The organism is Pseudomonas sp. KH_017, assembly GCF_057840285.1.
Map to the genome: position 1 here is coordinate 5,079,403 of NZ_CM174509.1, position 21,649 is coordinate 5,101,051.

The 21,649-nt window shown below is 59.3% G+C and carries 22 protein-coding genes and 1 tRNA gene; 6 read left to right on the forward strand and 17 right to left on the reverse strand.

All coding sequences use genetic code 11. The features are described from left to right. The first annotated feature begins 236 nt into the window (after positions 1-236). From gcvH to AC3IT6_RS23090, 6 genes are all read left to right on the forward strand, one after another. Positions 237-620: a glycine cleavage system protein GcvH gene (gcvH, locus tag AC3IT6_RS23065; RefSeq protein ID WP_008047373.1), complete on the forward strand. Its 384-nt coding sequence runs from the start codon at positions 237-239 to the stop codon at positions 618-620. A gap of 11 nt (positions 621-631) precedes the next feature. Further along, on the forward strand, positions 632-3,499 hold the full coding sequence (gene gcvP / locus AC3IT6_RS23070) for an aminomethyl-transferring glycine dehydrogenase (protein WP_489353048.1): 2,868 nt from the start codon (positions 632-634) through the stop codon (positions 3,497-3,499). A gap of 221 nt (positions 3,500-3,720) precedes the next feature. Continuing rightward, on the forward strand, positions 3,721-5,097 hold the full coding sequence (locus AC3IT6_RS23075) for an L-serine ammonia-lyase (RefSeq protein ID WP_489353050.1): 1,377 nt from the start codon (positions 3,721-3,723) through the stop codon (positions 5,095-5,097). 36 nt (positions 5,098-5,133) lie between these two features. Then, the gene (gene gcvT, locus AC3IT6_RS23080; protein WP_489353052.1) at positions 5,134-6,258 is read left to right on the forward strand and encodes a glycine cleavage system aminomethyltransferase GcvT; all 1,125 of its coding nucleotides are present in this window, start codon (positions 5,134-5,136) and stop codon (positions 6,256-6,258) included. Positions 6,259-6,661: 403 nt separating this feature from the next. Then, the gene (locus AC3IT6_RS23085) at positions 6,662-6,874 is read left to right on the forward strand and encodes a cold-shock protein (RefSeq protein WP_007977299.1); all 213 of its coding nucleotides are present in this window, start codon (positions 6,662-6,664) and stop codon (positions 6,872-6,874) included. A 95-nt stretch (positions 6,875-6,969) separates the two neighbouring features. Beyond that, the gene (locus AC3IT6_RS23090) at positions 6,970-7,458 is read left to right on the forward strand and encodes an RDD family protein (protein WP_057713522.1); all 489 of its coding nucleotides are present in this window, start codon (positions 6,970-6,972) and stop codon (positions 7,456-7,458) included. 137 nt (positions 7,459-7,595) lie between these two features. Here the strand turns inward: AC3IT6_RS23090 and nadA are convergent, their stop codons facing one another. The 17 genes from nadA to AC3IT6_RS23175 all read right to left on the reverse strand — a co-directional run bounded on the left by nadA (position 7,596) and on the right by AC3IT6_RS23175 (position 21,559). Beyond that, a complete protein-coding gene (gene nadA, locus AC3IT6_RS23095; RefSeq protein ID WP_489353054.1) occupies positions 7,596-8,654 on the reverse strand; it encodes a quinolinate synthase NadA in 1,059 nt (352 codons plus the stop codon). 269 nt (positions 8,655-8,923) lie between these two features. Beyond that, positions 8,924-8,999 (reverse strand) — tRNA-Lys (locus AC3IT6_RS23100). 63 nt (positions 9,000-9,062) lie between these two features. Continuing rightward, the gene (queC, locus tag AC3IT6_RS23105; RefSeq protein WP_489353056.1) at positions 9,063-9,755 is read right to left on the reverse strand and encodes a 7-cyano-7-deazaguanine synthase QueC; all 693 of its coding nucleotides are present in this window, start codon (positions 9,753-9,755) and stop codon (positions 9,063-9,065) included. Between the two features lies 1 nt (position 9,756). After that, a complete protein-coding gene (queE, locus tag AC3IT6_RS23110) occupies positions 9,757-10,404 on the reverse strand; it encodes a 7-carboxy-7-deazaguanine synthase QueE (protein WP_007995628.1) in 648 nt (215 codons plus the stop codon). A 166-nt stretch (positions 10,405-10,570) separates the two neighbouring features. After that, positions 10,571-11,410 (reverse strand): tol-pal system protein YbgF, encoded by an 840-nt coding sequence (ybgF, locus tag AC3IT6_RS23115; RefSeq protein ID WP_223446715.1) that lies wholly within the window; start codon positions 11,408-11,410, stop codon positions 10,571-10,573. Between the two features lie 6 nt (positions 11,411-11,416). After that, positions 11,417-11,914 (reverse strand): peptidoglycan-associated lipoprotein Pal, encoded by a 498-nt coding sequence (gene pal, locus AC3IT6_RS23120; RefSeq protein ID WP_003178634.1) that lies wholly within the window; start codon positions 11,912-11,914, stop codon positions 11,417-11,419. 52 nt (positions 11,915-11,966) lie between these two features. Continuing rightward, the gene (gene tolB / locus AC3IT6_RS23125) at positions 11,967-13,247 is read right to left on the reverse strand and encodes a Tol-Pal system beta propeller repeat protein TolB (protein WP_191624928.1); all 1,281 of its coding nucleotides are present in this window, start codon (positions 13,245-13,247) and stop codon (positions 11,967-11,969) included. 17 nt (positions 13,248-13,264) lie between these two features. Then, positions 13,265-14,344 carry a cell envelope integrity protein TolA gene (gene tolA / locus AC3IT6_RS23130; RefSeq protein WP_150726711.1) on the reverse strand — a complete coding sequence of 360 codons (1,080 nt, stop codon included), beginning with the start codon at positions 14,342-14,344 and terminating at the stop codon, positions 13,265-13,267. Continuing rightward, complete coding sequence (tolR, locus tag AC3IT6_RS23135; protein ID WP_162135951.1) at positions 14,344-14,796, reverse strand: protein TolR; 453 nt, start codon at positions 14,794-14,796, stop codon at positions 14,344-14,346. Before tolR ends, tolA begins: the two co-directional genes overlap by 1 nt. Positions 14,797-14,819: 23 nt before the next feature. Continuing rightward, on the reverse strand, positions 14,820-15,515 hold the full coding sequence (tolQ, locus tag AC3IT6_RS23140; protein ID WP_007897030.1) for a protein TolQ: 696 nt from the start codon (positions 15,513-15,515) through the stop codon (positions 14,820-14,822). Next, positions 15,505-15,972, reverse strand: a complete 468-nt coding sequence (gene ybgC / locus AC3IT6_RS23145) for a tol-pal system-associated acyl-CoA thioesterase (protein ID WP_489353059.1) — start codon at positions 15,970-15,972, stop codon at positions 15,505-15,507. The genes tolQ and ybgC overlap by 11 nt, the downstream gene beginning before the upstream one ends. A gap of 127 nt (positions 15,973-16,099) precedes the next feature. Beyond that, positions 16,100-17,161, reverse strand: coding sequence for a Holliday junction branch migration DNA helicase RuvB (ruvB, locus tag AC3IT6_RS23150; protein ID WP_489353061.1), 1,062 nt, complete (start codon positions 17,159-17,161; stop codon positions 16,100-16,102). Further along, entirely contained in the window at positions 17,162-17,770 is a 609-nt protein-coding gene (gene ruvA / locus AC3IT6_RS23155) for a Holliday junction branch migration protein RuvA (RefSeq protein WP_489353063.1), read from the reverse strand. 114 nt (positions 17,771-17,884) lie between these two features. Continuing rightward, a complete protein-coding gene (gene ruvC, locus AC3IT6_RS23160; protein WP_008015799.1) occupies positions 17,885-18,409 on the reverse strand; it encodes a crossover junction endodeoxyribonuclease RuvC in 525 nt (174 codons plus the stop codon). 158 nt (positions 18,410-18,567) lie between these two features. After that, positions 18,568-19,314, reverse strand: coding sequence for a YebC/PmpR family DNA-binding transcriptional regulator (locus AC3IT6_RS23165; protein ID WP_046042206.1), 747 nt, complete (start codon positions 19,312-19,314; stop codon positions 18,568-18,570). Positions 19,315-19,442: 128 nt separating this feature from the next. After that, entirely contained in the window at positions 19,443-21,218 is a 1,776-nt protein-coding gene (gene aspS, locus AC3IT6_RS23170; RefSeq protein WP_489353066.1) for an aspartate--tRNA ligase, read from the reverse strand. Positions 21,219-21,337: 119 nt separating this feature from the next. Beyond that, positions 21,338-21,559 carry an FmdB family zinc ribbon protein gene (locus AC3IT6_RS23175; RefSeq protein WP_032829812.1) on the reverse strand — a complete coding sequence of 74 codons (222 nt, stop codon included), beginning with the start codon at positions 21,557-21,559 and terminating at the stop codon, positions 21,338-21,340. Positions 21,560-21,649: the final 90 nt, after the last annotated feature.

Genomic DNA, 21,649 nt, shown 5'->3' on the forward strand with positions numbered 1-21,649 from the left:
CTCCGATCACGGCTGTGCAAGGCTTTGATCCACCTCGGCTTTTATCATTGACATATACCGTATCGATTTCGCTACAAGGATTGAATTTCAGCCTTTGTCGAAATCACCTAAATCATTGACCAATAACAAGAAAAACAACGTTGGCCGCGTTCTTGCTATGTACTCCCCCATAACCCGGGCATTGCCCAAGCATTCAATCGCGTCCACCAGACGAGTCTGGCCCCTTAGGAGTTTCCATGAGCGAGTTGCGTTTTACTGAAGATCACGAATGGCTGCGCACCGAAGCTGACGGCAGCGTCACGGTCGGCATCACCGCTTTCGCACAGAACGCCCTGGGCGACGTGGTTTTCGTTCAACTGCCTGAGCTGCAGTCCTACGACAAAGGCGCCGAAGCCGCCACCGTGGAATCGGTAAAGGCTGCCAGCGGCGTGTACATGCCGCTGGACGGCGAAGTGCTGGAAGTGAACCCGGCGCTGGACAGCAGCCCTGAACTGGTCAACGAAGATCCGCTGGGCGAAGGCTGGTTCTTCCGCTTCCAGCCAAGCGACGCCTCGGCAGTCGCTCAACTGCTGGATCAGGACGCCTACGACCGCCTGATCAAAGCCCAAGCCGAAGCCTGAGGAGCACTGAGATGACCCAGATCAATCCTGCCGTTGTTAACATAAGCACCGCCAACGAATTCATCGCCCGTCACATCGGCCCGCGCGCCGGTGACGAGCAAGCGATGCTCAACAGCCTCGGTTTCGACTCCCTGGAAGCCCTGAGCGCCAGCGTGATTCCCGACAGCATCAAGGGCACCAGCGTCCTCGGCCTGGAAGACGGCCTGAGCGAAGCAGATGCCCTGGCCTTGATCAAGTCCATCGCGACTAAAAACCAGCTGTTCAAGACCTTCATCGGCCAGGGTTACTACGGCACCCACACGCCGTCGCCGATCCTGCGCAACCTGCTGGAAAACCCGGCCTGGTACACCGCCTACACCCCGTACCAGCCAGAAATTTCCCAGGGCCGTCTCGAAGCGCTGCTGAACTTCCAGACCCTGATCAGCGACCTCACCGGCCTGCCGATCGCCAACGCCTCGCTGCTGGACGAAGCCACCGCGGCTGCCGAAGCCATGACCTTCTGCAAACGCCTGAGCAAGAACAAGGGCAGCCACGCCTTCTTCGCCTCCGTGCATTGCCACCCGCAGACCCTCGACGTGCTGCGCACCCGTGCCGAGCCTTTGGGCATCGACGTGGTGGTTGGCGACGAGCGCGAGCTGACTGACGTGACGCCATTCTTCGGCGCACTGCTGCAATACCCGGCGAGCAACGGTGACGTATTCGATTACCGCGAGCTGACCGAACGCTTCCACGCCGCCAACGCCCTCGTTGCCGTGGCTGCCGACCTGCTGGCCCTGACCGTGCTGACCGCGCCAGGCGAATTCGGCGCCGACGTGGCCATCGGCAGTGCACAACGCTTCGGCGTGCCGCTGGGCTTCGGCGGCCCGCACGCGGCATACTTCTCCACCAAGGACGCGTTCAAGCGTGACATGCCGGGCCGTCTGGTCGGTGTTTCCGTAGACCGTTTCGGCAACCCGGCCCTGCGCCTGGCCATGCAGACCCGCGAGCAACACATCCGTCGCGAGAAAGCCACCAGCAACATCTGCACCGCGCAAGTACTGCTGGCCAACATCGCCAGCATGTACGCCGTGTACCACGGTCCAAAAGGCCTGACGCAGATCGCCAATCGCGTGCACCATCTGACTGCAATCCTGGCCAAAGGCTTGAGCGCATTGGGCCTGAGCGTCGAGCAAGCGAGCTTCTTCGACACCCTGACCGTGAAGACCGGCGCGCAAACCGCCGCCCTGCACGACAAGGCACACGCCCAGCGCATCAACCTGCGCATGGTCGATGGTGAGCGCCTGGGCCTGTCCCTGGACGAAACCACCACTCAAGCCGACGTTGAAACCCTGTGGAGCCTGCTGTCCGACGGCAAGGCCCTGCCGGACTTCGCCGCCCTCGCCGTCTCGGTCGTCAGCGCCATCCCGGCTACGCTGGTGCGTCAGTCGCCGATCCTCAGCCACCCGGTGTTCAACCGCTATCACTCGGAAACCGAGCTGATGCGTTACCTGCGCAAACTGGCGGACAAGGACCTGGCGCTGGACCGCACCATGATCCCGCTGGGTTCGTGCACCATGAAACTCAACGCCGCCAGCGAAATGATCCCGGTGACCTGGGCCGAGTTCGGCGCCCTGCACCCGTTCGCCCCGGCCGAACAAAGCGCTGGCTACCAGCAACTGACCGACGAACTGGAAGCCATGCTTTGCGCTGCCACCGGCTACGACTCGGTATCCTTGCAGCCGAACGCCGGCTCCCAGGGTGAATACGCAGGTCTGCTGGCGATCCGTGCCTACCACCAGAGCCGTGGCGAAGACCGTCGCGACATCTGCCTGATCCCGTCGTCGGCCCACGGCACCAACCCGGCCACCGCCAACATGGCCGGCATGCGCGTGGTCGTCACCGCGTGCGATGCCCGCGGCAACGTCGACATCGAAGACCTGCGCGCCAAGGCCATCGAGCACCGCGAACACCTCGCCGCGCTGATGATCACCTACCCGTCGACCCACGGCGTGTTCGAAGAAGGCATCCGCGAAATCTGTGGCATCGTTCATGACAACGGCGGCCAGGTGTACATCGACGGCGCCAACATGAACGCCATGGTCGGCCTCTGCGCCCCGGGCAAGTTCGGCGGCGACGTTTCGCACCTGAACCTGCACAAGACCTTCTGCATCCCCCACGGCGGTGGCGGCCCGGGCGTCGGCCCGATCGGTGTGAAATCGCACCTGGCACCATTCCTGCCGGGCCACGCACAGATGGAGCGCAAGGAAGGCGCCGTTTGCGCGGCACCGTTCGGCAGCGCGAGCATTCTGCCGATCACCTGGATGTACATTCGTATGATGGGTGGCGCGGGTCTCAAGCGTGCTTCGCAGCTGGCGATCCTCAATGCCAACTACATTTCCCGTCGCCTCGAAGAGCACTACCCGGTTCTGTACACCGGCAGCAACGGTCTGGTGGCGCATGAGTGCATCCTCGACCTGCGTCCACTGAAAGACAGCAGCGGCATCAGCGTCGATGACGTCGCCAAGCGCCTGATCGACTTCGGCTTCCACGCGCCGACCATGTCGTTCCCGGTGGCCGGCACGCTGATGATCGAGCCGACCGAAAGCGAATCCAAGGAAGAACTGGACCGCTTCTGCGACGCCATGATCCGCATCCGCGAAGAAATCCGCGCAGTGGAAAACGGCACCCTGGACAAGGACGACAACCCGCTGAAAAACGCTCCGCACACCGCCAAGGAGCTGGTGGGCGAGTGGTCGCACCCGTACAGCCGTGAGCAAGCGGTGTACCCGGTTGCGTCGCTGATCGAAGGCAAGTACTGGCCACCGGTCGGTCGCGTCGACAACGTGTTCGGCGACCGCAACCTGGTCTGCGCCTGCCCGTCGATCGAAAGCTACGCTTAAACGAATGAGGGGGCGGGTTTACTCGCCCCCACTGTCAAGAACACCGCATTCCCTTTGTGGGAGCGGCGGTGCGGCGATCCGACTTGCTCGCGAAGGCGGTGTGTCAGGCGCCAGATGTACTGCCTGTTACGCCGCCTTCGCGAGCAAGCCCGCTCCCACAGGGTCCAGTCTCCCCACAAGATTTGCGTCGATATCTAATAACAAGAAACCGGAGAACCACCATGTCGTTAAGCGTGTTCGACCTGTTCAAGATTGGCATCGGCCCCTCCAGCTCCCACACCGTCGGCCCGATGCGCGCCGCTGCGCGTTTCGTCGAAGGCTTGCGCCGTGAAGGGCTGCTGACGGCCACCACCTGCGTCAAGGTCGAGCTGTACGGCTCGCTCGGCGCCACCGGCAAAGGCCACGGCAGTGACAAGGCTGTGCTGCTGGGCCTGGAAGGCGAACACCCGGACACCGTTGACACCGAAACCGTCGCCGCGCGCCTGCAAGAGATTCGCAGCAACGGCCGCCTGAACCTGCTCGGCGAACACAGCATTGCGTTCAACGAGAAAGAACACCTGGCGATGATTCGCAAACCGTTGCCCTATCACCCCAACGGCATGATTTTTCGCGCCTTCGACGCGGCGGGCCTGCAGATCCGCAGCCGCGAGTACTACTCGGTCGGCGGCGGTTTTGTGGTCGATGAGGACGCCGCCGGCGCCGATCGCATCGTCGAAGACGCCACCCCCCTGACCTTTCCGTTCAAAAGTGCCAAGGATCTTCTCGGTCATTGCGTCAAATACGGGCTGTCGATCAGCCAGGTGATGCTGACCAACGAAAGTGCCTGGCGCCCTGAAGCGGAAACCCGCGTCGGCCTGCTGAAAATCTGGCAAGTGATGCAGGACTGCGTCGCCGCTGGATGCCGCAATGAAGGCATCCTGCCCGGCGGGCTGAAGGTCAAGCGCCGGGCCGCCGCGCTGCATCGGCAATTGTGCAAGAACCCGGAATCGTCGTTGCGCGACCCGCTGTCGGTGCTCGACTGGGTCAACCTCTACGCGCTGGCCGTCAACGAGGAGAACGCCAACGGCGGGCGCGTCGTAACGGCGCCCACCAACGGTGCGGCGGGGATCATTCCAGCAGTGTTGCACTACTACATGCGCTTTATCCCGGGCTCCAATGACGACGGCGTGGTGCGATTCCTGCTGACCGCCGCGGCCATCGGCATTCTGTACAAGGAAAACGCCTCGATCTCCGGCGCCGAAGTCGGCTGCCAGGGCGAAGTCGGCGTCGCCTGCTCGATGGCCGCCGGTGCCTTGTGCGAAGTACTTGGCGGCACTGTGCAACAAGTGGAGAACGCCGCGGAAATCGGCATGGAACACAACCTCGGACTGACCTGCGACCCGATTGGCGGGCTGGTGCAAGTGCCTTGCATCGAGCGCAACGCCATGGGCTCGGTCAAGGCCATCAATGCCGTGCGCATGGCCCTGCGCGGCGACGGGCAACACTTCGTTTCCCTCGACAAGGTCATTCGCACCATGCGCCAGACCGGCGCCGACATGAAAAGCAAATACAAGGAAACCGCCCGTGGCGGTTTGGCGGTCAACATTATCGAGTGCTGATGCGCGCTCATCTGCACCCTTCTTCAGGAGCTGAATATGTCCACCGAACAACTGTTGAAAACCCCGTTGCACGCACTGCACATCGAACTTGGCGCGCGCATGGTGCCGTTCGCCGGCTACGACATGCCCGTGCAGTACCCGCTGGGCGTGATGAAAGAACACCAGCACACCCGCGACCAGGCAGGGCTGTTCGATGTCTCGCACATGGGCCAGATCCGCCTGACCGGCACCAATGCCGCCAAGGCTCTGGAAACCCTGGTGCCGGTGGACATCATCGACCTGCCGGTGGGCATGCAGCGTTACGCCATGTTCACCAATGCGACGGGCGGTATCCTCGATGACCTGATGGTCGCCAACCTGGGTAATGACGAACTGTTCCTGGTGGTCAACGCCGCCTGCAAGGACCAGGACCTGGCGCACCTGCGCAAGCACATTGGCGACCAGTGCACGATCGAGCCGCTGTTCGAAGAACGTGCCCTGCTCGCCTTGCAAGGCCCCGCTGCCGTAACCGTGCTGGCACGCCTGGCCCCGGAAGTTGCGAAGATGACTTTCATGCAGTTCGCCCGCGTGAAGCTGCTGGGCGTGGACTGCTTTGTCAGCCGTTCGGGTTACACCGGTGAAGACGGCTACGAAATTTCCGTACCCGCCGCCAACGCCGAAGCCCTGGCTCGCGCACTGCTCGCTGAAGCGGAAGTGGCCGCCATCGGCCTTGGCGCTCGCGACTCCCTGCGTCTGGAAGCCGGCCTGTGCCTGTACGGCCACGACATGAACACCGACACCACCCCGATCGAAGCAAGCCTGTTGTGGGCGATCTCCAAGCCACGTCGCGCCGATGGTGCACGGGCCGGTGGCTTCCCTGGCGCCGAAACTGTATTCGCCCAGCAACAGGCAGGCGTGAACCGCAAACGTGTAGGTCTGCTACCACAGGAACGTACACCCGTGCGTGAAGGCGCCGAGATCGTCAACGAAGCCGGCGACATCATCGGTAGCGTCTGCAGCGGCGGTTTCGGGCCAACCCTGGGCGGTCCACTGGCCATGGGTTACGTCGACAGCGCTTACATCGCACTGGACACACCGGTTTGGGCGATCGTTCGTGGGAAAAAGGTGCCTTTGCTTGTAAGCAAAATGCCATTTGTTCCACAACGCTACTATCGCGGCTGATTGAATGTTCCTATAAGTAACGCGGTTGCGTTAACGGTGCACTAATGTGTAACGCAACCGCCATATAACAGTGCATCGTTTGGCTATAAGCTTCGATTATGAACTTTGCTTATAACGATCGAAAACAATTGAACAACACTAGGGAATAAGCCCCCGCTAGTGGACTGACTTTGCCATCAACCTGAGGAAATACGGGGCCTTCACGGGGCTTGTTTTTTCTCCCGTAGTTGGCGTAGAGTTTGTTCACTGTGTTTGCATGGGTCGCTTGGAATCGTGACCTGGGCAGTAGCCTACAAGTTAGCTACATCCCGTTCGACGTCTTCTTACTCTCCTGCAACCAGCCCCAGTACTCTTTCATGAGAAGGAGACTGTCATTAATTTTTTGCGTCAAAGGAAATAAGAAATGTCCCAACGTCAGAGCGGTACCGTCAAGTGGTTTAACGACGAGAAAGGTTTTGGTTTTATCACTCCTGAAAGCGGTCCGGATCTGTTCGTGCATTTCCGCGCCATCCAGGGCAACGGCTTCAAGAGCCTGAAAGAAGGCCAGAAAGTGACTTTCATCGCCGTGCAGGGCCAGAAAGGCATGCAGGCTGACGAAGTACAAGCAGAAGCCTGATCTTCTGTAACGAAAAAGCCCCTGATGCTGACATCAGGGGCTTTTTTGTGCGCGTAAATCCGTAAAATGGCTTCTTTTTCCGCCGAGAGCCTGCCATGTCGAAACACCTGCTTACCCCCCAGGGCGACTTTCCTGCCGCTGGCCTGGGTCGTCGTCTGGCAGCCATGTTCTATGATTTCCTGCTGTGCACCGCCCTGCTGATCGTCACCAGCGGCATCTACAAGATGATCCAGATGGCGATCATCGGCGAAGAAAGGATGCGCACCCTGACCGAAGCGGGTGCGCTGGACGGCGATCCCCTGCTCTCCACAGTGCTGCTGTTCGTATTATTCGGCTTCTTCGCCAAATTCTGGACCTGGTCCGGTCAGACGCTGGGCATGCAGGTCTGGTGCATCCGCGTGCAGAATGCCGATGGCTCGTCCATCAGCCTGTGGCAGGCGCTGCTGCGCTTTGTGGTGTCGATTGCTTCGCTGCTTTGCGTTGGCTTGGGATTCTTCTGGTCGCTGTTCGACAAGCAAAAACGCAGCTGGCATGACATCTACTCCAATACCGAACTGGTGCGGATTCCGAAGAAGACCAAATAATTCCGGAACACACAAACCAATGTGGGAGCGGGCTTGCTCGCGAAGGCGGTGTGTCAGTCGATATCAATGTTGACTGACACACCGCCTTCGCGAGCAAGCCCGCTCCCACAGTTTTTTTGTGAACGGCCTGATAGAGATCAGGCGTTACCCGCGAGCTTCAACCGAGCCGCAGCAGTGAAATCAAGCATGCGCTTGAGCGGGCGAATCGCCTGCGGGATCAGCGCCGGGTCGACAAAGATCTCGTTCGACCCTTCCTTCAACGCCTTGAGCGTGCGCTCAAGGGTGTTCATGGCCATCCACGGGCAATGCGCACAACTGCGGCACGCCGCGCCGTTACCCGCCGTAGGGGCTTCGATAAAGACCTTGTCCGGGCACAGCTGCTGCATCTTGTAGAAGATGCCGCGGTCGGTCGCAACGATCAGCGTCTTGTTCGGCAGGTTCTGTGCCGCCGCGATCAACTGACTGGTGGAGCCAACAGCGTCCGCCAGTTCGATCACCGATGTCGGCGACTCCGGGTGCACCAGAATCGCCGCATCCGGGTACAGCGCCTTCATGTCTTCAAGCTGCTTGGACTTGAACTCTTCGTGAACGATGCAGGCACCGTCCCACAGCAGCATGTCGGCACCGGTCTGGCGCTGGATGTAGGTCCCCAGGTGCTTGTCCGGGCCCCAGATGATGGTCTCGCCGTTGTCCATCAGGCTTTCGACGATCTCCAGCGCACAACTTGAAGTCACCACCCAATCCGCCCGGGCCTTTACCGCAGCCGACGTATTGGCGTACACCACCACCGTGCGCTCCGGGTGTTGATCGCAGAACGCGGAAAATTCGTCCACCGGGCAACCCAGGTCGAGCGAACAGGTCGCTTCGAGCGTCGGCATCAGCACGCGTTTTTCCGGGTTGAGGATCTTGGCGGTCTCACCCATGAACTTCACGCCGGCGACGACCACGGTCTTGGCCGGATGGGCGTTGCCGAAACGAGCCATTTCCAGCGAGTCGGAGACACAACCGCCCGTCTCTTCGGCCAGCGCCTGAATGACAGGGTCACAATAGAAGTGGGCCACCAGCACCGCGTCCTGAGCCTTGAGCTCGGCAGCGATGGCAGCACGGTAATAAGCCTCTTCATCGGCAGTCAGCGGCTTGGGCTGCTTGGCGTCGAGGTGGGCTTGAACCAGAAGGCGTTCGGAAATTTGCGTCATGTTCGCAAGACCTGCAGGCGCATTCGCGCGAAAGTCGAGTATACACCCGGCTCCGGACCCTACAGGGTACCGCCGGGAAAGTGAGTATTGATCAGGCACGGACAGCGTTGAAGCTGCGCAAGGCTACAGAATATCCGACGGATGCAAAAGGTGATTCTGACCTGCGTCATACGCAGCAGCCCGCAGCGAGCGGACTTGAATCGCGGGCAAAAAAAAACCCGGAAATCCTCACTTGCGTGGGCCTTCCGGATTTTCTAAACCGCCAAAAATGGTGGGTCGTGTGGGATTCGAACCTACGACCAATTGGTTAAAAGCCAACTGCTCTACCAACTGAGCTAACGACCCGCTGTGTGGTGGCGCGTATAATACTGATTTTTAAGGACTATTCAACACCTATTTTGAAATAATTCAAAAATAAGGGGTTGGATCACTGATTCCGGCCGCCGCAAAGCCTTCCGCACGCAGTCGGCAGCTGTCGCACTTGCCGCACGCACGGCCTTCATCGTCGGCCTGATAGCAGGAAACGGTCAGACCATAATCCACGCCAAGCTTCACGCCGGCCTGGACGATCTGCGCCTTGCTGAGGTTTTGCAGCGGAGCCTGGATGCGGAAGCCATTGCCTTCCACGCCGGCTTTGGTTGCCAGGTTGGCCATACGCTCGAACGACTCGATGAACTCGGGACGGCAGTCCGGGTAACCGGAGTAATCCACCGCATTGACGCCGATGAAGATGTCCCGTGCGCCGAGCACTTCAGCCCAGCCCAGAGCCAGGGACAGGAACACCGTGTTACGCGCAGGCACGTAAGTCACGGGAATGCCCTCACCCAACTCTTCCGGAATATCGATGCTGCGGTCGGTCAGCGCCGAGCCACCCATGCCGTTCAGGTTCAGACCGATCACCTTGTGCTCGACCACACCCAGGTCCCGTGCCACACGCTCGGCGGCGTACAGTTCGGCGTGAGAGCGCTGACCGTAATCAAAGCTCATGGTGTAGCAGCTGTAGCCTTCGGCGCGCGCCATGGCCACAACGGTCGCCGAGTCCAGGCCACCGGACAGCAGGATGACCGCACGTTTTTCAGCAGTATTGAGTTGTTCAGTCATTTCAGCGCCCCGGCTCGTCATTCCATAGATATTTATGCAGCTGCAATTGCAAACGCACTGGCAAGTTGTCCGCCACCACCCAATCCGCCAGATCCCGGGCATTGAGATCATGGTGACTTGGGGAGAACAGGACTTCACCGGCACGCTGATCCAGACCGTACTGGATCAGCTTGGAAACGGACCAGTCATAGTCCTCTCGCGAGCAGATGACAAACTTCACCTGATCGTTGGGCGTGAGCAGCTCAATGTTTTCGTAGCGATTGCGGTGTGCTTCCTTCGAACCCGGGGTTTTCAGGTCGACAACGCGACTGACCCGGGAATCTACTGCCGAGATATCGATAGAACCACTGGTTTCCAGTGACACTTCGTAACCGGCGTCACACAAGCGCTTGAGCAAGGGAATGGCGTTGGGCTGTGCCAGGGGCTCGCCGCCCGTGACGCAGACATAACGTGGGCGGAAACCGGCAACTTGCTCGAGGATATCGTCGAGCGTGCGAATGGTTCCGCCGGTGAACGCGTAGGCGCTGTCGCAGTACTGGCAACGCAGAGGGCAACCGGTCAGGCGCACAAAAACAGTGGGCAGGCCAGCAGTCCGCGTTTCACCCTGCAACGAGTAGAAAACTTCGGTGATTCTCAATGTGTCTTGCATAGTCGCCACGGGCGTAACAGCTAAACAGGCTGTCCGCCTCCGTCAGGCACTTGAAGGAACCCCGGCAAAGCGCAGATCCCAAAAAGCGTGTTTCAGAAAAAGGGTGTGAATTCTAACGAAAAAACCCGCGACAAGCGCGGGTTTCTTTGAAACGGGTCAAGCAGGCTTACATTTTTTGCAGATCGCGCTGGGCCAACTGAGCGGCGGAAGTGCCCGGATATTGGGACACCACCTGCTGCAGAATGCCTTTGACCCGGTCGGTATGACCCAGGCGACGCTCCACATCAGCGAGCTTGTACAGCGAGTCCGGCACTTTGGCGTGCTTGGGATACAGCTGCGAAACCTTGGCAAATGCCTGACCTGCGCCTTGCAGATCGCCTTTGGCCAGGTTCACTTCGCCCAACCAGTACTGGGCGTTGCCCGCATACTGGCTGTTCGGGTATTTGCGCAGGAAAGCGGCAAAAGCCTGACTGGCCTTATCGAAATCCTTGGCCTTGATCAGGTCGAAGGCAGCATCGTAATAGAGCTTTTCCTTCGCCGGATCTGCCGGCTCGCTACCCGCGGCGGGTGCTTGAGCGGCGGCTGCGCCAGCTGCCGCACCTGCGGCTGCACCAGCGGCATTCATATCACCACCGGTGGAAGAATTTTCAGGAGTCGCGGCTGGTGCAACGCCGGTTCCTATGCGCCGATCAAGATCCTGGTATCGCTCCAGGTTTTCCTGCTTCATGCGCGCTACATCATTTTGCAGAACTTCGATCGCACCTTGCTGGCGCTCGATCTGTTGCTGCATTGATTGCAGTTGGTTGAACAGCTCGCCCTGTGCCGAGACAGGGGCCGAAACCCCTCCCCCGGCATAGGCGCCGTTCGTACCGTAACCTGCAGGCGGATAACTGCTCCCGCTATTGTTATAGCCGGAGTCATTATCGACCACAGGAACCGCAGCCCACACCGCCAGCGGCGCGAGGCTGAGAGCCAGAACAGTTACAGCACGACGGCACGTTCGCATGACGAATTACTTACGCAGTTCGACGCGACGGTTTTGAGCCCAGGACTGCTCGTCGTTGCCGGTAGCAACTGGACGCTCTTCGCCGTAGGAAACCAGTTCCAGCTGAGCTGGGGAAACACCTTGCAGTACCAGGTAGCGCTGAACGGCTTTCGCACGACGCTCGCCCAGTGCCATGTTGTACTCACGAGTACCACGTTCGTCGGTGTTGCCTTCCAGAACAACGCGAGCGCCGTTTGCTTTCAGGTCTTTGGCGTGAACGTCCAGAGCGCGCATGGCTTCTGGCTTCAGGTCCGAACTGTCGTATTCGAAGTAGAAAGTGGTGATAGCGCGCAGTGCAGCTTCTTCGCTCAGGGAGCCGTCAACTGCACCAGTGTTTGCGCCGTAACCAGCGTTTGGATCTACCGCGCCTTCACCGGCATTGTCGCCGCCTTTGGACGAGCAACCTACAGCTACAGCCATGGCCAGTGCCAGCGCAGCAAATTTACCAAACTTCAGCATTTCCATCGTGAAACTCCTAATGAACCCCAGTGTGTTAAGTACAACGTATAGCGCCGCGTCAGTTCAGGAAAGGGGACCAGGAAGGTTCTCTGACTTCGCCTTGTGCGGTAGGAAGCGGGAGCCTTACGCGTCCATTGATGGACACGAGCATCAAGACTCCCCGGCCCTGCTGGCGGGTGGCGTAGATTACCATGGTGCCGTTGGGCGCGACAGTAGGCGACTCGTCCAGAGTGCTATCAGTGAGGATTTTTACACTACCGCGTTGCAAATCCTGGGCCGCCACCTTGAAATTGGTGAAGCCATCCTGACGGTGAATCATGACAAGCGTCTTTTCATCAGCCGATAGTTTAGGGTTGGCGTTGTAGTTACCGACGAACGTCACGCGTTCGGCACCGCCACCACCGGCACTGGTCTTGTAGATCTGCGGTTTGCCGCCACGGTCGGACGTGAAGTAGATGGTCGAGCCATCCTTGCCCCAGAACGGCTCGGTGTTGATGCCAGGACCGTTGGTGACGCGGCTGATCTGACGCGAGCCCAGGTTCATCACATAGATGTCCGGGTTGCCGTCTTTGGACAGCACGAACGCCAGGCGATTGCCATCCGGCGACCAGGCTGGTGCACCGTTCAGGCCTTCGAAGTTGGTGATCTGCTCACGGCGACCGGTGTCGATGTTCTGCATGAAGATGCGTGGACGCTTCTGCTCGAAGGAGACATAAGCGATGCGCTTGCCATCCGGTGCGAAACGCGGCGACAGGATCGGCTCGCGCGACTGCAGCAGGGTCACGGCGCGAGCACCGTCATAGTCCGAACGTTGCAGGGTGTAGCGAGTGTTGTTCTCGGAGAAACGCTCGGCCGTTACATACAGCAGGCGAGTCGAGAAGGCACCCTTGATACCCGTGAGTTTTTCGAACGACTGGTCAGAGATGTAGTGCGCCATGTCGCGCAACTGATCGACGCCGCCCGACACGCTGCCGGTCAGCACTTGCTGCTCGGTGGCGACGTTGAACAGTGCGTATTGCACCTGCAGGCGACCGCCCGCCGGAACAATGCTGCCGACCATGACGTACTGGGCACCCAGCGCCTTGAAGTCACGGAAGATGATTTCGCTGGCCTGGCTCGGCTGGCTGATCATGTTCTGCTTTGGAAGCGGCGAGTAGTAACCCGAGTTGCGCAGGTCGTTACCGATGATTTCCGCCATATCGTCCGGCAGCACGCTACCGCCCTGGAAGCCGAACGGTACTACGGCGATCGGGGTCGCCCGATCGCTGCCACTGGTAACCAGAATGTTTTTCTCATCTGCCATCGCCATCCCTGCCATGCAGCAGATAACGACCAGCATTCCTCGAAGAAGGTTTCTCACAAGGCTAGATCCTCAGGTGTGAATGTCATCTTGAATGAACGATACGGAGCGAAATCACTCGGCTTCATTCCCTGCATTTCTGTCAAACGTCCAATATTCTTCACCGCTGCAACAGCCGAGGCGTCAAACGGACCGTCGCCACTGGACTTGGACACGTTGACCGAAGTCACCGTACCGTCCGGCAACATGCCGATTTGCAATACGACCGTCATGCCTTTGCGTGCCGAAGGTGGACGAGCCCAGCCTTCCGCTGCACGCGCACGAATCAGGTCATCGAAACTGCCGGCGACTTCGTCGCCCTGCTCATCGGCCAACGCCTGCTGACGCTGCGGCGTGTCGGAAAGCAAATCTGCCAAGGCCTGGGCCTTTTTGTCTTCGGCGGATTTACGCGCCGCGTCCTGCGATTTCTTCTTCGCAGCATCGGCAGCAGCTTTCTTCTTCGCTTCCTCGGCGACTTTCTTCTTCGCCTCTTCAGCTTCAGCTTTCTTCTTGGCGTCTTCCGCGGCTTTTTTCTTCGCGTCTTCGACGATCTTTTTCTTGGCTTCTTCAGCGGCCGCTTTCTTGGCCTCTTCTTCAGCAGCCTTCTTGGCTTCTTCTTCAGCTTTCTTCTTGGCTATATCAGCCAATTGTTTCTCTTCTGCCTTCTTGGCTTCCGCGGTTTTCTTCGCATCGTCGGCTTTCTTGGCTTCATCAGCCTTTTTCGCCTCGTCCGCTTTCTTCGCCTCGTCGGCCTTCTTGGCTTCTTCGGCCTTTTGAGCCGCCTCTTCTTTCTTTTGTTCCGCAGCCTTCACGGCTTCCTGCTCGACCTTTTTCTGTTCCATCTGCTCGACTTCGGTCTGACGCGCAGCAGATTTCTGCGCCTCACCGGCAATCTTCTGATTGGTCTGGGTGGTCGCCCGACTTTTCGATTTCAGCTGGTACAAGGTCGCCTGGACAATCGGCTTGGCCGGTGGCAGTTCCGGGGTAAAGGCAAAGCTGACGAACAGCATGCCGAACACCAGCACGTGCAAGCCAATCGCCCAGACACTAGGCCAGAAGTAGCTTTCCGAGGCGGACGGCTCTCGCTGTTGCTGCATCAGGGCGCCTCGGTAATCAAGCCAACATTACCGACCCCGGCTTTCTGCAACCCGCCCATGGCGCCCATGACGGAGCCGTAATCGACACTCTTGTCGCCGCGAATGAAGACCTGGGTACGCTTGCCGCCTTCGTTGCCGACGCGAATGATCTTGGTCACCGCGTCAGTCATTTGCGGCAGGGTCATGGCCCGATCCTGCTGCTTTTCGGTGTCGACTTCGCTGCCAAGGTTCCAGTAGTAGGTCTTGTCGGATTTGATGGAAATGGTCAGGACCTGGGTGTTGTTGTCCTGCGGCAAGGCTTCGCTGGAAACCTTGGGCAGATCAACTTTCACGCCCTGATTGAGCATCGGCGCGGTCACCATGAAGATCACCAGCAGCACCAACATCACGTCGATGTAAGGCACCACGTTCATCTCGGCGACCGGCTTGCGCTTTTTGCGAGCTCGAGCGATTAAAGCCATTGGAAATTACCTGCTTATTCTTCGCTGGTGTGCACTTTGCGGTGCAGGATCGCCTGGAACTCGTCGGCGAAGGTGTAGTAGCGGCCCAGCAGGGTTTCGCTGCGAGCAGCAAAACGGTTGTAAGCGATAACGGCTGGAATGGCGGCGAACAGACCGATCGCGGTGGCAATCAGTGCTTCGGCGATACCCGGGGCCACAGTGGCCAGGGTCGCTTGCTGGGCGGTCGCCAGGCCACGGAAGGAGTTCATGATCCCCCAGACGGTACCGAACAGACCGATGTACGGGCTGACGGAACCAACGGTGGCCAGGAATGGCAGGCTCTGCTCAAGCTTTTCTTCTTCGCGGGAAATGGCGACGCGCATGGCACGGGCCACGCCTTCCATGACCGCTTCCGGATCAACGCCCGACTGCTGGCGCAGACGGGAGAATTCCTTGAAACCGGCACGGAAGATTTGCTCGACGCCCGAATCAGGGTCCGGATTGCTGCCGGCCTGACGGTACAGCTTGGACAGGTCGATACCCGACCAGAAGCGCTCTTCAAAGCTCTCCAGGGCACGTCGACCGGCGCGCAGCAGGTTGCTGCGCTGAAAGATCATGATCCACGAGGTCACCGATGCGGCTACCAGGATCAGCATTACCAGTTGCACCACGATACTGGCATTGCTGACCAGGCTCCACATGGAGGAATGGTCGACGACGTTAGCTTCCACGCTTTATCTCCTGCTTTGAGTGTGTACCCGCGCCGCTCACGTCGGCAAAGGCCGCTCGTAGAGCTTCGGGAATGGCCCGGGGTTTCAAACTTTCAGTGCGCACACAGGCCACCAGAAACTGCCCTTCGCAGAGCAGCACATTATCCGTCGCCCGCCTTACCTGCTGTTTGAAGCGCAGGCTGGCACGGTTCAATTCGATTACTTCAGCGCTTACCAGCAGTTCGTCATCCAGTCGCGCCGGCGCGTGGTAGCGCGCTTCGCTGGAATGCACGACGAACAACAGGTCCTCACCGACAAGCGTGGATTGGGCAAAGCCCAGATCTCGTAGCCGCTCGGTTCGAGCCCGTTCCATAAACTTGAGGTAATTAACGTAATACACGATGCCCCCCGCATCGGTGTCCTCGTAATAAACGCGACAGCGATGTGCGAAAGGCTCAAGCCCGTTTTGCGCGCGCATACTCTAGTGCTTACTCCTCAGGTTGCCAATCCGGCATGGCAACTGTTTTTCATTGTTCTGCGGCTTTCTCGTGAAAGTACGGTCCTGGGACCCTACATTGCCCGAAAAAATCAGCACGCAACGTTAATTAATCGTCAGCAGCATCGAGGAGCTCGTCTACCACGGGCATTTCGCCCAATCGTGACGGAATGTTTAAACCGAAATGCAGGTAGGCATGCCGCGTCACCACCCGCCCCCGAGGCGTGCGCATGATGTAACCCTGCTGGATCAGGTACGGCTCCAGCACGTCTTCGATGGTGTGACGCTCTTCGCTGATGGCGGCGGCCAGGCTGTCGACCCCGACTGGCCCGCCGTCGAACTTCTCGATCATGGTCAACAACAGACGCCGGTCCTGGTGATCGAAGCCACGCTCGTCGACATCCAGCAGGTTCAGCGCCAGGTCGGCAATCGGCTTGGTGATGTGGCCCTTGGCGCGAACTTCGGCGAAGTCACGCACCCGGCGCAGCAAACGGTTGGCGATCCGTGGAGTGCCACGGGCACGGCGGGCGATTTCGAAAGCACCTTCCGGGTCCAGCGGCAAACCGAGAATGCTCGCCGAACGACTGACAATCGTCGACAGGTCGGCGTTATTGTAGAACTCAAGACGCTGAACGATCCCGAAACGGTCTCGCAACGGATTGGTCAGCATCCCCGCCCGTGTCGTTGCGCCAACCAGGGTGAACGGCGGCAGATCCAGCTTGATCGAACGCGCGGCCGGGCCTTCGCCGATCATGATGTCGAGCTGGAAGTCCTCCATGGCCGGATACAGCACCTCTTCAACGATGGGCGACAGGCGATGGATTTCGTCGATAAACAGCACATCGTGAGGCTCAAGGTTGGTCAACAGCGCCGCCAGGTCACCGGGGCGCTCCAGCACCGGCCCCGAGGTGCTCTTGATCGACACGCCCATTTCCTGGGCGATGATGTTGGCGAGGGTGGTCTTGCCCAGGCCGGGCGGCCCGAAGATCAGCGTGTGATCCAGGGACTCGTTACGACCGCGAGCGGCCTGAATGAACAATTCCATCTGCTCGCGAACGGTCGGTTGGCCAATGTATTCAGCCAGGCTGACCGGGCGAATCGCGCGGTCCTGGACTTCTTCGCGCTCACGCGGGCTGTGCGTGGCAGCGATCAGACGATCAGCTTCAATCACTTAGATCATTCCCTTCAAGGCGCGGCGGATCATGTCTTCACTGCTCAAATCTTTCTCCTTGATCGCAGACACCGCCTTGCTCGCTTCCTGGGGCTTGTAGCCCAGGGAAATCAAGGCGCTGACGGCGTCAGTCTCGGCAGTGTTCACCGGGGCCGGTCCATTTGGCTGGTTCGGCACCAGGGCGAACATGGCCGGTACGGCTTCCCAGGCCTTGAAGCGATCCTTGAGTTCCACCAGCAAGCGTTCGGCGGTTTTCTTGCCGACGCCCGGGACCTTGGTCAGCGCCGAAGTGTCCTGGGACTGCACACAACGAACCAGTTCGTCGACTTCCAGGCTCGACATCAAGGCCAGCGCCAGTTTCGGCCCGACGCCGTTGAGGCGGATCAATTCGCGAAAAAAGTCGCGCTCACGCTTGCCGACAAAACCATAGAGTAACTGTGCGTCTTCGCGCACGACCAAATGGGTATGCAAGGTTAGCGGCTCACCGACCGACGGCAAGCGGTATAGGGTCGTCATGGGCACTTCAAGTTCATAGCCCAGGCCATTTACATCCAGAATCAGATGGGGAGGCTGCTTCTCAGCCAGGGTGCCGCGCAAACGTCCAATCACGTTACAAATCCTTGAGCGTTGGCCAGCTCTTGGCCAGCGACTGATAGAGCGCGGGAATGCCGCCGACAACCCAGGCGGAATGCCCTCACTCCATGAAAATGATTGCTGATGCTATCAGAGACGCAGGCGCCCGCCACGACTGCGTGCTGCTCCCAGCCCATGAGGCAACAGACTGGAACGGGTGTGAGCGTGGCAGATGGCAATGGCCAGGGCGTCCGAGGCATCGATCTGCGGTTTGCTGGTGAGCTTGAGCATGTGCATGACCATCATTTGCACCTGCTCCTTGTTGGCCGCACCGGTACCGACGACCGCCTGCTTGACCTGGGTTGCGGTGTATTCGGCAATTTCCAGGCTTTCCTCGGCACCTGCCACGATCGCGGCGCCACGGGCCTGTCCCAGTTTCAGGGCGGAATCGGCGTTACGGGCCATGAATACCTTTTCGATGCCCATGGTCACCGGATGGTAAGTCTGAATGATCTCCCGCACCCCGCGATAGACAATCTGCAGTCGCTCATGCAGCTCGCCGGCACCGGTGCGGATACAACCGGAGGCGACGTACTCACAGCCACGGCCGGTATCACGCACCACACCGTAACCGGTGATGCGCGAACCGGGGTCGATACCAAGAATTAAAGTCATAACGCCTGCGGGTTAAGTAAAAACACGAAATTCATTACAGCGAATAACAAATGTGGGAGCGGGCTTGCTCGCGAAAGCGGTTTCATATTCAGCAACAACGTTGCCTGCAAATCCGCGTTCGCGAGCAAGCCCGCTCCCACATGGGACATTGTTGCCCTTTAGCCGAGCTGTGCAGCCACCGACTCCGGGATGTCCGCATTGGAGTAGACGTTTTGCACATCATCCAGGTCCTCGAGCATGTCGATCAGCTTGAGGACTTTCTCGGCGCCTTCCAGATCGAGCTCGGCGCTGGTAGTCGGCAACATGACGATTTCCGCGTCGTCACCTTTGAAACCCGCCGCTTCCAGTGCGTTACGCACGGAATAGAACCCGGCAAACGAGGTGAACACGTCGATCGAACCGTCTTCGTTGGTCACCACGTCATCGGCGTCGGCTTCCATGGCGGCTTCCATCAGTGCGTCTTCGTCAACGCCGGCAGCGAAAGAGATCTGCCCCTTGCGTTCGAACAGATAGGCCACCGAACCGTCAGTCCCCAGGTTTCCGCCGCATTTGCTGAACGCGTGACGAACAGCGGCTGCGGTGCGATTACGGTTGTCGGTCATGCATTCGACCATCACTGCCACGCCGCCCGGACCGTAACCTTCGTAGGTCAGTTCGACCATGTCGTCGGTATCGGCGGCGCCAGCACCACGGGCAACCGCCCGATCAATGATGTCGCGACTCATGTTCGCGCCAAGGGCCTTGTCCAATGCCAGACGCAGACGCGGGTTGGAGCCCGGATCACCGCCACCCTGACGGGCAGCGACAGTCAGCTCACGAATCCACTTGGTGAAAATCTTGCCTTTCTTGGCATCCTGACGTTCTTTGCGGTGCTTGATATTCGCCCACTTGGAATGACCTGCCATAACTCGCTCCGAATTCTCTTTGAAACATTGCCCGCTGCGCTGCATTGCGCCGGCCGACAAACAAAAATCTTGAACAACTCTATCTATAAAGAAAGGGCGCATCCACAGATGCGCCCTTCAGGTCAGCCTTACTCGGCCTTAGGCGTTTCGCGCAGACGAATGTGCAGTTCGCGCAATGCCTTGGCATCCACCTGACCCGGTGCCTGAGTCATGACATCTGCCGCGCTCTGGGTTTTCGGGAAGGCGATCACTTCACGGATCGACTGGGCGCCAGTCATCAGCATCACCAGACGGTCCAGACCGAAGGCCAGGCCACCGTGCGGCGGTGCGCCGTACTTCAGGGCGTCGAGCAGGAAGCCGAATTTCTCTTCCTGTTCCGCTTCGTTGATGCCCAGCAGACGGAACACCGACTGCTGCATCTCTTTACGATGGATACGGATCGAACCGCCACCCAGCTCGGTACCGTTCAACACCATGTCGTAGGCACGGGACAGAGCGCCAGCCGGGTTGGCTTCCAGCTCTTGCGGGGTGCACTTCGGCGCGGTGAACGGGTGGTGCAAGGCGCTGAGGCTGCCGTCGTCGTTCTCTTCGAACATCGGGAAGTCAACGACCCACATCGGAGCCCATTCGCAGGTCAACAGGTTCAGGTCGTGACCGAGTTTGATGCGCAATGCGCCCAACGCTTCGCTGACGATCTTGGCCTTGTCGGCGCCGAAGAACACGATATCGCCATCGACTGCACCAACACGATCCAGGATCACGTTGAGGTTGGCTTCAGGGATGTTCTTCACGATCGGCGATTGCAGACCGTCAATGCCATTCGCGCGCTCGTTGACCTTGATGTACGCCAGGCCCTTGGCACCGTAGATGCCGACGAACTTGGTGTAATCGTCGATCTGCTTGCGCGGCATGCTCGCCCCGCCAGGCACGCGCAAGGCGGCGATACGGCATTTCGGGTCGTTGGCCGGGCCGCTGAACACCTTGAAGTCGACTTCCTTGAGCTGGTCGGCCACGTCAACCAATTCCAGCGGGTTACGCAGGTCTGGCTTGTCGGAACCGTAGCGGCGCATGGCTTCTTCGAAGGTCATGTGCGGGAACTCGCCGAATTCCAGGCCCAGCACTTCCTTGAACAGGTTGCGGATCATTTGCTCGGTCAGGCCCATGATCTCTTTTTCATCGAGGAAGCTGGTCTCGATGTCGATCTGGGTGAATTCCGGCTGACGGTCGGCACGCAGGTCTTCGTCACGGAAGCACTTGGCGATCTGGTAGTAACGGTCGAAACCGGCCACCATCAGCAGTTGCTTGAACAGCTGCGGCGATTGCGGCAAGGCGAAGAACGAACCGGCGTGAGTACGGCTCGGCACCAGGTAGTCGCGCGCGCCTTCCGGGGTAGCACGGGTCAGGATCGGCGTCTCGACGTCGAGGAAGCCGTTCTCGTCCAGGAAGCGGCGGATGCTGGTGGTCATGCGCGAACGCAGACGCAGCTTCTCGGCCATTTCCGGGCGACGCAGGTCGAGGAAGCGATAACGCAGGCGGGTTTCTTCGCCGACGTCGGAGAACTCGTTCAATGGGAACGGCGGGGTTTCCGATTCGTTCAGCACTTCCAGCTCGTAACCCAGGACTTCGATCATGCCCGACGCCATGTTGGCGTTGGTCGCACCGGCCGGACGCAGGCGAACCTTGCCGGTGATCTTCACGACGTACTCGCTGCGCACGCGATCGGCAGCGGCGAAGGTTTCAGCGCGATCCGGATCGAACACGACCTGGGCCAGACCATCACGATCACGGATATCGAGGAAAATCACCCCACCGTGGTCACGGCGACGATGGACCCATCCGCAAAGGGTAATTTCCTGGCCGTCCAGGCTTTCGTTCAGTTGGCCGCAATAATGGCTGCGCATCATGGTCGTGGTTTCACTTCTCGTAATTCGAAATTCGGTGGAGATCCTACAGCAGCCCCGCCTTTAAAAAAGTCGCCGGGTGATGCAAGAGCACGCGTGTCGTTCAACTCAGGTTCCAGACCTTAGTCAGCTTTGTCGCCGCCGGCCAGGTTCTTCTTGGAACCGGTCTTGAAATCGGTTTCGTACCAACCCGTGCCGCTGAGGCGGAAGCCCGGCATGGACAGCAACTTTTTAAGCTCTGGCGCCTGACAGGCAGGGCAGTCGACCAGCGGTGCATCGCTGATCTTTTGAATGGCTTCCAACTGATGACCACAGGAAGCACATTGATAATCGTACATCGGCATGGAGGTTGTCTCGGCGATCAGATTGCTACCGCACACGCAGGGTTTTGCGGCAAAGAGCGGGATTATATCCATTAAATGCGGCCTGTGCAG